Annotated in this window: 7 protein-coding genes, 2 tRNA genes, 2 rRNA genes and 1 pseudogene; 8 read left to right on the top strand and 4 right to left on the bottom strand. The window is 62.5% G+C overall.

The genetic code is table 11. The features are described 5' to 3' along the window. Positions 1 to 13: 13 nt before the first annotated feature. Together LVB87_RS05375 and pyrE are read right to left on the bottom strand one after the other, a co-directional pair. The gene (locus LVB87_RS05375) at positions 14 to 715 is read right to left on the bottom strand and encodes a hypothetical protein (RefSeq protein ID WP_232899877.1); all 702 of its coding nucleotides are present in this window, start codon (positions 713 to 715) and stop codon (positions 14 to 16) included. Between the two features lie 43 nt (positions 716 to 758). Further along, entirely contained in the window at positions 759 to 1,418 is a 660-nt protein-coding gene (gene pyrE / locus LVB87_RS05380; protein WP_232899878.1) for an orotate phosphoribosyltransferase, read from the bottom strand. A 62-nt stretch (positions 1,419 to 1,480) separates the two neighbouring features. Between pyrE and LVB87_RS05385 the strand changes: the two genes are divergently transcribed. The 3 genes and pseudogenes from LVB87_RS05385 to LVB87_RS05395 all read left to right on the top strand — a co-directional run. Further along, the gene (locus LVB87_RS05385) at positions 1,481 to 2,254 is read left to right on the top strand and encodes an exodeoxyribonuclease III (protein ID WP_232899879.1); all 774 of its coding nucleotides are present in this window, start codon (positions 1,481 to 1,483) and stop codon (positions 2,252 to 2,254) included. After that, positions 2,251 to 3,564: an MFS transporter gene (locus tag LVB87_RS05390; protein ID WP_343223410.1), complete on the top strand. Its 1,314-nt coding sequence runs from the start codon at positions 2,251 to 2,253 to the stop codon at positions 3,562 to 3,564. Before LVB87_RS05385 ends, LVB87_RS05390 begins: the two co-directional genes overlap by 4 nt. Positions 3,565 to 3,611: 47 nt before the next feature. Then, positions 3,612 to 3,818 (top strand): annotated as a pseudogene (locus LVB87_RS05395) (hypothetical protein); the annotation flags it as partial. A 91-nt stretch (positions 3,819 to 3,909) separates the two neighbouring features. Here the strand turns inward: LVB87_RS05395 and LVB87_RS05400 are convergent. Both LVB87_RS05400 and LVB87_RS05405 read right to left on the bottom strand, forming a co-directional pair. After that, complete coding sequence (locus tag LVB87_RS05400; protein WP_232899880.1) at positions 3,910 to 5,031, bottom strand: anhydro-N-acetylmuramic acid kinase; 1,122 nt, start codon at positions 5,029 to 5,031, stop codon at positions 3,910 to 3,912. Positions 5,032 to 5,039: 8 nt separating this feature from the next. Continuing rightward, the gene (locus LVB87_RS05405) at positions 5,040 to 6,467 is read right to left on the bottom strand and encodes a peptidoglycan DD-metalloendopeptidase family protein (RefSeq protein ID WP_232899881.1); all 1,428 of its coding nucleotides are present in this window, start codon (positions 6,465 to 6,467) and stop codon (positions 5,040 to 5,042) included. 188 nt (positions 6,468 to 6,655) lie between these two features. Between LVB87_RS05405 and tyrS the strand changes: the two genes are divergently transcribed. The 5 genes from tyrS to LVB87_RS05430 all read left to right on the top strand — a co-directional run bounded on the left by tyrS (position 6,656) and on the right by LVB87_RS05430 (position 13,200). Beyond that, positions 6,656 to 7,864, top strand: a complete 1,209-nt coding sequence (tyrS, locus tag LVB87_RS05410; RefSeq protein ID WP_232899882.1) for a tyrosine--tRNA ligase — start codon at positions 6,656 to 6,658, stop codon at positions 7,862 to 7,864. 454 nt (positions 7,865 to 8,318) lie between these two features. Next, a 16S ribosomal RNA gene (locus LVB87_RS05415) occupies positions 8,319 to 9,863 on the top strand. Between the two features lie 72 nt (positions 9,864 to 9,935). Then, positions 9,936 to 10,011: transfer RNA gene (locus LVB87_RS05420), tRNA-Ala, on the top strand. A 22-nt stretch (positions 10,012 to 10,033) separates the two neighbouring features. Beyond that, positions 10,034 to 10,110, top strand: a tRNA-Ile gene (locus LVB87_RS05425). Positions 10,111 to 10,328: 218 nt separating this feature from the next. Continuing rightward, positions 10,329 to 13,200, top strand: a 23S ribosomal RNA gene (locus tag LVB87_RS05430). Together the 16S and 23S rRNA genes with 2 tRNA genes alongside form the textbook arrangement of a ribosomal RNA operon. Positions 13,201 to 13,212 lie beyond the last annotated feature (12 nt).

Raw genomic sequence — 13,212 nt, forward strand, 5'->3', positions numbered from 1 at the left:
GTCGATCGCCGGATCAGCCTTGCGGCGGCGCGGCTGCCGTGGCGGCCGCTTCGGCGGCGGTGGGACGCACGCCGTCCTTGAGGTCGCGATACCGCTGGAGCACCGACGCGAGTTCCTCGTCGAGTTGCGCGCGTTCGATCTTCTGCTGCGCGTAGATCCGCTCGCGACGACGCAGCTCCGTGTGTTGCGCCGCGATGTTCGTGCGTGCGTTGAACGGCACCGACTTGCCGGCGAGTTCGAGGTCGCCCGCCTGGCGCAGCAGGCCGACGAGGCTTGCCCGCAGGCCCACCACGCTCAACTCGGAAGCCTTCAGCGTCTCCTCGAGCAGGTCGATGCGTTCCTGGAACGCCTTGCGCAGGTCGGCTTCGGTGGCGTACGACTCCACCATCGCCATTTCGCGGCGCGCGCGCGCGGCATCGATTTCGGCTTGCGCGGCCGCATCCGCGGCGGCCTTCTCGGCGGCGGCGCGTTCTTCCGGCGTCATTGCGCGCGCGATTTCACCCGTGCGCATGCCGCTGGTGGAATTGAATTCGGTGCGCGAGCTGCCGGCCAGTTCCGCCGGCAGTGCATCGCCGCAGACCTTGTGGCCGGTGCTGTCGTTCCAGCAATACAGCTTCTTCGTCTTCGTGGCCTGCGCGCCCGCCGTGGCGGCCAGCGACATCAGCGTGGCGACGGCGAGCAGTCGAAGTGTGTGGTGCTTGGTTCTTGCTGGCATGGTTGCAGCCCCTGTTCTGCAGTCCGTCCGGCGGTGTGGCGTCTTACGACGCGGATGCGCTGCCATAGCGCGCCCGATAGGCGAGCAGGGCATCGCGATGGTCGACAAGGTCCGCGCTTTCGCCCGCGAACGCAAGCAGGTCCCCGAGGGTGGCGACGGCCACCACGGGCAGTCCGTGTTCTTCCGCGACCGCCTGCGCCGCCGACTGTGCGTGCGCTTCGCTGGCGCGCTCCTGGCGGTCGAGTGCGATGACGATGCCGGCGGGCACGCCGCCGACCTCGCGAATCATGCCGAGCGCTTCGCGGATCGCGGTGCCGGCGGTGATCACGTCGTCCACGATCAGCACGCGCTTGCCCGCCAGCGGCGCCCCGATCAGCAGGCCGCCTTCGCCGTGGGCCTTGGCTTCCTTCCGGTTGAAGGCCAGGGGCACGTCGCGGCCACGGCGGGCGAATTCGCAGGCCACCGCCGTCGCCAGCGGGATGCCCTTGTAGGCCGGCCCGAACAGGACGTCGAACGCCACGCCCGCCTCCGCCAGCGCATCGGCGTAGCACGCGGCCAACTCGGCCAGGGCGGCGCCGCTGTCGAAGCGGCCGGCATTGAAGAAGTACGGGCTTTCGCGGCCCGACTTCAGCGTGAACGCGCCGAAGCGCAGGGCCTGCGCGCGCAGCGCGAGGGTCAGAAAGCGGGTGCGATGGTCGGCCATGGCGCCATTTTAAGGCCGGCGAATCCGCTACGCTTGGGAAAGACTCAAGACCGGGCCACGATTTGCGCATCGTCAGCTTCAACGCCAATGGCGTCCGCTCCGCCGCCGGCAAGGGCTTCTTCGACTGGTTCCGCGCGCAGGACGCCGACGTGCTGTGCCTGCAGGAAACCAAGGCGCAGGAGCACCAGGTCACCGGCCCCGACTTCATCCCCGAGGGCTATCGCGCGTATTTCCGCGACGCCACCACGAAGAAGGGCTACAGCGGCGTGGCCCTGTACGCCAGGCGCGAGCCCGACGAGGTACGCACGGGACTGGGGTGGGCGCCGTTCGACGACGAGGGGCGCTACATCGAGGCGCGCTTCGGCAACCTGAGCGTCGTGTCGTTCTACATTCCGTCCGGTTCCTCGGGCGAGCTGCGCCAGGGCTTCAAGTTCGAGGTGATGGAGTGGCTCGCGCCGATCCTCCACCACTGGCTGCACAGCGGCCGCGACTACGTGCTCTGCGGCGACTGGAACATCGTGCGCAGCGAGCTGGACATCAAGAACTGGAAGTCGAACCAGAAGAACTCCGGCTGCCTGCCGCGCGAGCGTGATTGGTTGAACGGCATGTGCGCCGACAAGACAGGTTGGGTCGACGCGTATCGCGCGCTGCGCGCCGACGGCCAGGATTACACCTGGTGGAGCAATCGCGGCGCGGCGCGCACCAAGGACGTGGGCTGGCGCATCGACTACCAGTTCTGCACGCCTTCGCTGCGCGACATGCTCGCCGGATGTTCCATCCATCCGTCGCCGCGCTTTTCCGACCATGCGCCTTTCGTCGTGGATTACGCCCTTTGAGTACAGCCGCCCGCGATTCCGCCACTGCCGCGAAGCCGAAGAAGCCTTCTGTCTGGAAGGCGTTCACGCAACCCGCCGCATGGACGATGTTCTTCTTCGGGTTCGCATCCGGGCTGCCCTTCCTGCTGGTGGCGGGCACGCTCGCGTACTGGTTGAAGCAGAACGGGATCGTGCTCAAGGAGATCACGATCATCGCCAGCGCAGGCATGACCTATGCGCTGAAATTCCTGTGGGCGCCGTTGCTGGACCACGCGCGGCTGCCACTGTTCTCGCGGCTGGGGCAAAGGCGCGGGTGGCTGTTGTTCGCCCAGATCGGCGTGGTGGCGGGACTGGTGGGCATGGCGATGGTCACGCCGTCGCAGCTGGGGACGTTCGTCGGATTCACCCTGCTGGTGGCGTTCGCGGGCGCGACGCAGGACATCGCGGTGGATGCGTACCGCATCGAGATCGGCTCGCCGTCGGATCAGGGCGCGCTGGTCGCGACTTACTCGCTGGGCTACCGCATTGCGCTGATCGTGACCGGTGCGTTCGCGCTTTTCATGGCGGAACACATGGCGTGGAGCACGGTGTACCTCGTGCTGGCATTGCTGATGTTGCTGCCGGTGGGCGTGACGCTGATTGCGCGCGAGCCCGAGGTGATCCGCAAGTTGCCGGACAACTGGGGCGATGCCATGCGGCTGGCGATCGTGGATCCGTTCGCGGATTTCTTCCGGCGCTACGGCAAATCGACCGCACTGCTGACGCTGCTCTTCATCCTCTTGTTCAAGATCCCGGAGCAGGCGCTGGTCGGCGGGATCATGAGCCCGTTCTACCTGGACATGGGCTTCACCCTGAGCGAGATCGGAGCGATCACGAAGATCTACGGCATCTGGATGGGGATCGTCGGTGTGTTCCTGGGTGGCGCGGCCATCGCACGATGGGGCGTGCGCGCGCCACTGCTCGCAGCCGTCGTGCTGTGCGCCAGCTGCAACCTGCTCTACGTATGGCTGACGCTGCATCCGGGCAACCTGGGTGCGCTGACGGTCGTGATCTCCGCCGAAAACATGACCCTCGGATTCCTCGGCACGGCCGCCGTGGCGTTCCTGTCCGCGCTCGTCAACCGACAGCACACCGCCACCCAATACGCACTGCTGAGCTCGATGGTGAACCTGCCGGGCAAGGTCCTCGGGGTGTTCGCCGGCGGCATCGTGGAAGCGACCAGCTATTCGAACTACTTCATCATCGCCACCCTGGCGGTGCTGCCGGCAACTCTGCTGTTCCTCTACCTGTGGCCGCGTTTCAGGCACATCGACGCGCCCGCGGAGCGCTGAGGGCCGCCCGCGCCCCCGAACGTCGTTGAACGGGTTTGGAGGACGCCATGACCGACCTGGTGTTGCGAGACATCGATCCGGTTCTTTCCGACCGCATCAAGCGGCTGGCCGACCTGCGCGGCTGGACCATGCACACCTGCCTGGAGACGCTCATCGAGCAGGGCCTGTTCGCCTGCGAGAGCGGCGCGAACGTGCACTTCAACGATCCCGAGGCGATGGCGTTGCAGCACGCGATCGCGGCGATGGAGGAGGTGCAGGACGATATGGGCTACGGCCTGATCGGTCGCGCGCCTGAAGCGCCGGCGCCGCAGCACATCCTGGAACGCTGGCGCGAGGATTGAGCGCTTAGCGGGGATACACGACGCCGAGCACGCGCGCACCGCGCGCGCCCGTCACCGCCGGCAGGTTGCCCGGCCGCCCGGCCAGCGTTTCGCGCGCGAGCCACGCGAAGGCCATCGCTTCGACGAAATCCGGATCCAGCCCGTGCGCCTGCGTGGATTCCACGTGCACGCCGGGCAGTTGCGCAGCGATGCGCGCGAGCAGGATCGGGTTGTGCACGCCGCCGCCGCACACGAGCACGCGGCGCGTCTGCGGCTGGTGCGCGCGCAATGCATCGACGACGGTCACGGCGGTGAGTTCGAGCAACGTGGCCTGCACGTCTTCCGCGCGCTCGGTGCCCGACAGGTGCGATTGCACCCACGACAAATGGAATTGCTCGCGCCCGCTGCTCTTCGGTGGGGGCAATGCGAACCAGGGTTCGGCGCGCAGGCGTTCGAGTAGCGCCATGTCGGCAGTGCCGCTCGCGGCGAATGCGCCGTGTGCGTCGTAGGGCGTGCCGCGATGGCGTTCGCACCAGGCGTCCATCAACGCGTTCGCGGGGCCGGTGTCGAAGCCACGGACGTCGCCACGTGCGGGCAGCAAGGTGAAGTTCGCGATGCCGCCGAGGTTGAGCACGGCGCGGTCTTCGTTTGCGTCTTGCAGCATCGCTGCGTGGAAGGCAGGCACGAGCGGTGCGCCCTGGCCGCCGGCGGCAACGTCCCGTCGACGGAAATCCGCGACGCTGTCGATGTCCGTGCGTTCGGCGATGACGTTGCCGTCGCCGAGTTGCCAGGTGAAAGGATGTTTTGCAGCGGGGCGATGGCGCACGGTCTGGCCGTGCGAACCGATCGAACGGACGTCCTTCGGCGAGACGCGTGCGGCGGCGATCACCTGCAACGCCGCTTGCGCGAAGGCTTCGGCGACCTGGATATCGAGCGCGCCGAGTTCGTCGAGCGAAGTGGCATCGCCGCCCTGGCCGAGTTCGACCAGGCGCGTGCGCAGCGCGGCGTTCCAGGGATAGGTGTCGCCTTTGACCAGCGTGCAATGCGCGCCGTCGAAGCGCACGAGCGCGGCATCGATGCCGTCGGCGCTCGTGCCGGAAATCAGGCCGACATGGAGTTCGGGCTGCGTTGCGTCGCGGTCGTCCACCGCGACGATCAGGCCTTCTTCGGCTTCGCCGGCTTCGCCGGAGCGACGTCGGCGTCGTTGTCGGCGTAGATCACCTTCTCCACGCGCTGGATGCGCGCGAGGGCGTTCGACGTCTGCGAGCGGAACTGCGCGAGCGCGGCGCCGTTCAGCGGTTCCGGCGGCGGCATGGTGATCGACAGCGGGTTGCGGTGCACGCCGTTGATACGGAATTCGTAATGCAGGTGCGGGCCGGTGGCCAGGCCCGTCATGCCGACGTAACCGATGACGGTGCCCTGCGGGATGCGCTGGCCCACCTTCTCGTTGCCGAAGCGCGACATGTGGCCGTACAGCGTGGTGTAGCCGCGACCGTGGTCGAGGATGACCGCGCGGCCGTAACCGCCCTTCCAGCCCACGAACTGCACGCGCGCATCGCCCGCGGCCATGATCGGCGTGCCGGTGGACGCGGCGTAATCCACGCCCTGGTGCTGGCGCACGGTGCCGAGGATCGGATGGCGCCGCGAACCGAAGGTGGAGGTCAGGCGCGCATACGGGATCGGCATGCGGATGAAGCTCTTCTTCAGCGGGCGGCCATCGGCGGTGAAGTACTCCGCCTTGCCGTTGCGTTCGAATCGGAAACCCGAGTGCAGCTTGCCGCCGACCGTGAACGTGGCCGCCTGCACCGGACCGGTGCGGATCAGCTCGCCGTCGCGCCAGGTCTGCTCGACCACGACGCTGAAACGGTCGTTGGAACCGACGTCGTCGTTGAAGTCGATGTCGTACTTGAAGATGTCGTCGGTGAGCGTGTTGATCGCGCTGCCCGACAGGCCCAGCTTGCGGGCGGAGGCGAACAGCGACTTGCCGACGGTGCCGCTGATCACGACGGTGCGCGACTGGGTGGGGCGCTCGATGACCTTTTCGACGATCTTGTCGCCGTCGAGGCGGTATTCGACGCGATGGGTTTCATCGCGGTCGTAGCGGAAACCCCGCAGGCCACCGCCGACCGGCAGGTCGAAGGCGAGCTCGGTGCCGGGCTTCATGCGCGTCAGCGCCTGCTGGGCGCCGGGCTGGCCGAGCAGCTGGTGCATCGTGGCGGCGGGCAGGTCGAGGTCGTCGAACAGCGAGCCCAGCGTCTGGCCGCGCTCGAGATGCACGATCTGCCAGCTGTCGCCGGCCTGGCCATGCTGCTTGGCGAGCGACAGCGGCGGAAGGGACAGGGCGAGGGTGGTACGGGCCGTGTTGCTCGCACCCACCTGCGTGGCAGGGGCAAAACCGGGGACGATGGCGGCCACGAGTGCGGCGAGCGTGGCGAACAGGCTTGCATGGGCCCACTGGCGACGGGTCCAGCGGCCATTGAAGCCCGCGGGCAGGCGACGCACGCCGGTGTCGCGATGGAGCGCAGCTTCGCGCAGGATGTCGAGTCGCGCGCGGCGCGCCTTGCCGATGCCGGATTTGCCCATGGTGATTCCCCCTTCCGAAATGCTGTTACGACCCGGTGACGGGCACGTAACGGCGCTACCATAGACACCGAAGAAACGTGCGTCAAACCCTTGAGCGGGATGGGTTTTTTGTTTTAACCGTCCTTTAACGGTACCTTCACGACCCCGATCACGGATCGGTCCTTCCCCACGAGTCCTGAGTCCCCGAAGTGTCGATCCAAGCCGCCCTCGAACTGATCGGCCGTGGTGCCGATGAAATCCTCAAGCGCGACGAGCTGGAGGCCCGCCTCAAGCTCGGCCGCCCGCTGCGCATCAAGGCCGGATTCGACCCGACCGCCCCGGACCTGCACCTGGGCCATACGGTCCTGCTCAACAAGATGCGGCAGTTCCAGGACCTGGGGCACCAGGTCATCTTCCTGATCGGCGACTTCACGGGAATGATCGGGGACCCGACGGGAAAGAACGTCACCCGCAAGCCGCTGACCCGCGAAGACGTCGAGGCCAACGCGAAGACCTATGCGGACCAGGTCTTCAAGGTGCTCGATCGGGAGCGCACCGAGCTTCGCTTCAACAGCGAATGGTTCGGCGCGATGAGCGCGGCGGACATGATCAAGCTCGCTGCGCAGCACACGGTCGCGCGCATGCTGGAGCGCGACGATTTCTCCAAGCGCTACGCCGCGCAGCAACCCATCGCGATCCACGAATTCCTGTATCCGCTGGTGCAGGGCTACGACTCGGTGGCGCTGAAGAGCGACGTCGAACTCGGTGGCACCGACCAGAAGTTCAATCTGCTGATGGGACGCGGCCTGCAGGAACACTTCGGCCAGGCGCCGCAGATCGTGCTGACGATGCCATTGCTGGAAGGCCTCGACGGCGTGCAGAAGATGAGCAAGTCGCTCGGCAACTACATCGGCATCAACGAGCCGGCGATCGACATGGTCACCAAGACGATGAAGATCGGCGATGCGCTGATGTGGCGCTGGATCGAGCTATTGAGTTTCGACATCGGCGCGGCGGAAGCCGTGCGTTTGCGCGAGGAAGTCGCATCCGGTGCGTTGAATCCGCGCGACGTGAAGCTGCGGCTTGCGCGCGAGCTTGCGGCGCGTTTCCACGGTGATGCGGCTGCGGAGACCGCGGTCGCCGGGTGGAATGCAGCCGTGCGCGGCGAAGGCGACATCGCGACACTGGCGCTCACCGATGTCGCGGTGCCGGCCGCGGGTTTGCGCATCGCGGCGTTGCTGACGGCGGCGGGCCTGGCGCCGAGCAATTCGGAAGCCAATCGCAAGCTGAAAGAACGCGCGGTGCGCGTGGACGGCGAAGTCGTCGAGGATCCGCAGCGGGTTTTCGTGCCGGGTTTCGAAGGCGTCATCGCGATCGGCAAGCGGAATTTCGCGCGGGTGCGATTGGTCGCCGCGTAAGCCGCATCGCTTCGTCGAAAAAAATCATTCAAAAAAGCGTTGCACCTTTCCCGCGAGCGTGCATAATTCGCGGCCCTCGAGGACGGGGTGCGGCACGCGACACGCCGCAGCGATTCGATCCACTGAATCGCGTGCAAGTCCTCTGAAATTTTTCTTCATCAGGTGTTGACGATCTTCGAATCGCCTGTATGATGTGCGGCTCCCTCGGGCACTTCTGGTGCGGAGGGTTGGGACGCGGCGCTGAGGCCGGTTCCGAAGATCTTTGACAGTGTGCGCAGGTGACTTGTGCGGGCGTCTGGCGGGTGGAAAGTTGTCCATCTTGCAGACGTTCGTAACAGAGCAACAAGTCAATTCAAATGGCAAGCGAGCAATCGCGAGCCAGCGAGTGATTTCGAGCCTGGGACGACGACTGCACTCAAAGCATTAGACGGGACTTCGGTCCTGTCGAAAAACTTAAGTGAAGAGTTTGATCCTGGCTCAGAGTGAACGCTGGCGGCAGGCCTAACACATGCAAGTCGAACGGCAGCACAGCAGTAGCAATACTGTGGGTGGCGAGTGGCGGACGGGTGAGGAATACATGGGAATCTACCCTGTCGTGGGGGATAACGTAGGGAAACTTACGCTAATACCGCATACGACCGAGAGGTGAAAGCGGCGGACCGCAAGGCGTCGCGCGATTGGATGAGCCCATGTCGGATTAGCTAGTTGGCGGGGTAAAGGCCCACCAAGGCGACGATCCGTAGCTGGTCTGAGAGGATGATCAGCCACACTGGAACTGAGACACGGTCCAGACTCCTACGGGAGGCAGCAGTGGGGAATATTGGACAATGGGCGCAAGCCTGATCCAGCCATGCCGCGTGAGTGAAGAAGGCCTTCGGGTTGTAAAGCTCTTTTGTCCGGAAAGAAAAGCCTTCGGTTAATACCCGGGGGTGATGACGGTACCGGAAGAATAAGCACCGGCTAACTTCGTGCCAGCAGCCGCGGTAATACGAAGGGTGCAAGCGTTACTCGGAATTACTGGGCGTAAAGCGTGCGTAGGTGGTTCGTTAAGTCTGATGTGAAAGCCCTGGGCTCAACCTGGGAATGGCATTGGAAACTGGCGACCTAGAGTGCGGTAGAGGGTAGTGGAATTCCCGGTGTAGCAGTGAAATGCGTAGAGATCGGGAGGAACATCTGTGGCGAAGGCGACTACCTGGACCAGCACTGACACTGAGGCACGAAAGCGTGGGGAGCAAACAGGATTAGATACCCTGGTAGTCCACGCCCTAAACGATGCGAACTGGATGTTGGGTGCAACTAGGCACTCAGTATCGAAGCTAACGCGTTAAGTTCGCCGCCTGGGGAGTACGGTCGCAAGACTGAAACTCAAAGGAATTGACGGGGGCCCGCACAAGCGGTGGAGTATGTGGTTTAATTCGATGCAACGCGCAGAACCTTACCTGGCCTTGACATCCACGGAACTTTCCAGAGATGGATTGGTGCCTTCGGGAACCGTGAGACAGGTGCTGCATGGCTGTCGTCAGCTCGTGTCGTGAGATGTTGGGTTAAGTCCCGCAACGAGCGCAACCCTTGTCCCTAGTTGCCAGCACGTAATGGTGGGAACTCTAGGGAGACCGCCGGTGACAAACCGGAGGAAGGTGGGGATGACGTCAAGTCATCATGGCCCTTACGGCCAGGGCTACACACGTACTACAATGGGAAGGACAGAGGGCTGCAATCCCGCGAGGGGGAGCCAATCCCAGAAACCTTCTCTCAGTCCGGATTGGAGTCTGCAACTCGACTCCATGAAGTCGGAATCGCTAGTAATCGCAGATCAGCATTGCTGCGGTGAATACGTTCCCGGGCCTTGTACACACCGCCCGTCACACCATGGGAGTTTGTTGCACCAGAAGCAGGTAGCTTAACCTTCGGGAGGGCGCTTGCCACGGTGTGGCCGATGACTGGGGTGAAGTCGTAACAAGGTAGCCGTATCGGAAGGTGCGGCTGGATCACCTCCTTTAGAGACAAAAGACAGCGCATTGCCTGTCAGGCGTCCGCACAAGTGACCTGCATTCAGAGCGTCCCGGCACACGGGGCCATAGCTCAGCTGGGAGAGCACCTGCTTTGCAAGCAGGGGGTCGTCGGTTCGATCCCGACTGGCTCCACCACTCTTTACCGGCCAAAGCTTTTGGGTCTGTAGCTCAGGTGGTTAGAGCGCACCCCTGATAAGGGTGAGGCCGGTGGTTCGAGTCCTCCCAGACCCACCAACTCTGAATGACATAGCGCACACGAAGATCTGAAACGCGCCTGGCGCTGAAGCCAGGTGCGTGTTCTTTGACAATCGGGAAGTAGCGAGCGTTTTGAGACGAATGTCCATGACGTGTCGTAGAGGCTAAGGCGAGGTGCGAGAGCACCTTTATTGAAGTAGTGATAAGACGTTGATGTTCGCGACGTCGTATCAGCCCGAGGCGACTTGGGGTGATATGGTCAAGCGAATAAGCGCACACGGTGGATGCCTTGGCGGTCAGAGGCGATGAAGGACGTGGCAGCCTGCGAAAAGTGTCGGGGAGCTGGCAACAAGCTTTGATCCGGCAATGTCCGAATGGGGAAACCCACCCGCAAGGGTATTGCATGGTGAATACATAGCCATGCAAGGCGAACCCGGGGAACTGAAATATCTAAGTACCCGGAGGAAAAGAAATCAACCGAGATTCCCTCAGTAGCGACGAGCGAACGGGGACTAGCCCAAAAGTCCGTACGGTTTTAGCAAAACACGTTGGGAAGCGTGGCCGTAGACGGTGACAGCCCGGTATGCGAAAGGGCCGTACGGATGAAATTGAGTAGGGCGGGGCACGTGAAACCCTGTCTGAACATGGGGGGACCATCCTCCAAGGCTAAATACTCCTGACCGACCGATAGTGAACCAGTACCGTGAGGGAAAGGCGAAAAGAACCCTGGTGAAGGGAGTGAAATAGACCCTGAAACCGTGTGCGTACAAGCAGTCGGAGCCCGCAAGGGTGACGGCGTACCTTTTGTATAATGGGTCAGCGACTTACTGTTTGTGGCGAGCTTAACCGTATAGGGGAGGCGAAGGGAAACCGAGTCTGATAAGGGCGCATAGTCGCAGGCAGTAGACCCGAAACCGGGTGATCTAGTCATGCCCAGGGTGAAGGTTGAGTAACATCAACTGGAGGCCCGAACCCACTCCCGTTGCAAAGGTAGGGGATGAGGTGTGATTAGGAGTGAAAAGCTAATCGAACCCGGAGATAGCTGGTTCTCCTCGAAAGCTATTTAGGTAGCGCCTCATGTGAATCCTCTCGGGGGTAGAGCACTGTTATGGCTAGGGGGTCATTGCGACTTACCAAACCATGGCAAACTCCGAATACCGAGACGGACTGCATGGGAGACACACGGCGGGTGCTAACGTCCGTCGTGAAAAGGGAAACAACCCAGACCCACAGCTAAGGTCCCAAATTCATCGCTCAGTGGTGAACGATGTGGAAAGGCACAGACAGCCAGGAGGTTGGCTTAGAAGCAGCCACCCTTTAAAGAAAGCGTAATAGCTCACTGGTCGAGTCGGTCTGCGCGGAAGATTTAACGGGGCTAAGCGATGAACCGAAGCTTGGGGTGCACAGCAATGTGCGCGGTAGAGGAGCGTTCCGTAAGCCGATGAAGGTGGATTGAGAAGTCCGCTGGAGGTATCGGAAGTGCGAATGCTGACATGAGTAACGATAATGGGGGTGAAAAGCCTCCACGCCGAAAGCCCAAGGTTTCCTTGCGCAACGTTCATCGGCGCAGGGTGAGTCGGCCCCTAAGGCGAGGCAGAAATGCGTAGTCGATGGGAAGCTGGTTAATATTCCAGCACCTCGCGTCAGTGCGATGGGGGGACGGAGAAGGGTAGGTGTACCGGGCGTTGGTTGTCCCGGGGAAAGCAGGTAGGTGGATCCTCTTGGCAAATCCGGAGGGTCAACACCGAGCAGCGAGACCAGGCCATTTGGCTGAAGTCACTAATCCCACGCTTCCAGGAAAAGCCCCTAAGCTTCAGCTGACGCAGACCGTACCGTAATCCGACACAGGTGGGCAGGATGAGAATTCTCAGGCGCTTGAGAGAACTCGGGTGAAGGAACTAGGCAACATGGCACCGTAACTTCGGGAGAAGGTGCACCGCTTCTGGTGGCCCATGCGGGCTATAGCTGGGAGCGGTCGCAGAAACCAGGCCGCTGCGACTGTTTATCAAAAACACAGCACTCTGCAAACACGAAAGTGGACGTATAGGGTGTGACGCCTGCCCGGTGCTGGAAGGTTAATTGATGGGGTCAGCCGCAAGGCGAAGCTCTTGATCGAAGCCCCAGTAAACGGCGGCCGTAACTATAACGGTCCTAAGGTAGCGAAATTCCTTGTCGGGTAAGTTCCGACCTGCACGAATGGCGTAACGACAGCGGCGCTGTCTCCACCCGAGACTCAGTGAAATTGAAATCGCTGTGAAGATGCAGCGTTCCCGCGGCAAGACGGAAAGACCCCGTGAACCTTTACTACAGCTTTACACTGAACGTTGAGTTCGTCTGTGTAGGATAGGTGGGAGCCTGTGAAACCGAGGCGCTAGCTTCGGTGGAGGCAACCTTGAAATACCACCCTGATGTGCTTGACGTTCTAACCTGGGCCCGTGATCCGGGTCGGGGACCGTGTATGGTGGGTAGTTTGACTGGGGCGGTCTCCTCCCAAAGTGTAACGGAGGAGCACGAAGGTACGCTCAGCGCGGTCGGACATCGCGCACTGTGTGCAAAGGCATAAGCGTGCTTGACTGCAAGATCGACGGATCAAGCAGGTACGAAAGTAGGTCTTAGTGATCCGGTGGTTCTGTATGGAAGGGCCATCGCTCAACGGATAAAAGGTACTCCGGGGATAACAGGCTGATACCGCCCAAGAGTTCATATCGACGGCGGTGTTTGGCACCTCGATGTCGGCTCATCACATCCTGGGGCTGTAGTCGGTCCCAAGGGTATGGCTGTTCGCCATTTAAAGTGGTACGCGAGCTGGGTTCAGAACGTCGTGAGACAGTTCGGTCCCTATCTGTCGTGGGCGTTGGAGATTTGAGAGGGGCTGCTCCTAGTACGAGAGGACCGGAGTGGACGAACCCCTGGTGTTCCGGTTGTCACGCCAGTGGCATTGCCGGGTAGCTACGTTCGGAAGCGATAACCGCTGAAAGCATCTAAGCGGGAAGCGCGCCTCAAGATGAGATCTCCCGGGACTTTAGTCCCCTGAAGGAACCATCAAGACCAGGTGGTTGATAGGCACGGTGTGTAAGCAGGGCAACCTGTTGAGCTAACGTGTACTAATGATCCGTGTGGCTTGACCATATCACCTCAAGT

This window comes from Lysobacter sp. KIS68-7 (assembly GCF_021284745.1).
Classification (GTDB): Bacteria; Pseudomonadota; Gammaproteobacteria; order Xanthomonadales; family Xanthomonadaceae; genus Noviluteimonas.

Coding starts and splice junctions, on each gene's coding strand:
- LVB87_RS05405 (WP_232899881.1), bottom strand. CDS start 6,467: ATGGGCAAATCCGGCATCGGCAAGGCGCGCCGCGCGCGACTCGACATC.
- pyrE (WP_232899878.1), bottom strand. CDS start 1,418: ATGGCCGACCATCGCACCCGCTTTCTGACCCTCGCGCTGCGCGCGCAG.
- LVB87_RS05375 (WP_232899877.1), bottom strand. CDS start 715: ATGCCAGCAAGAACCAAGCACCACACACTTCGACTGCTCGCCGTCGCC.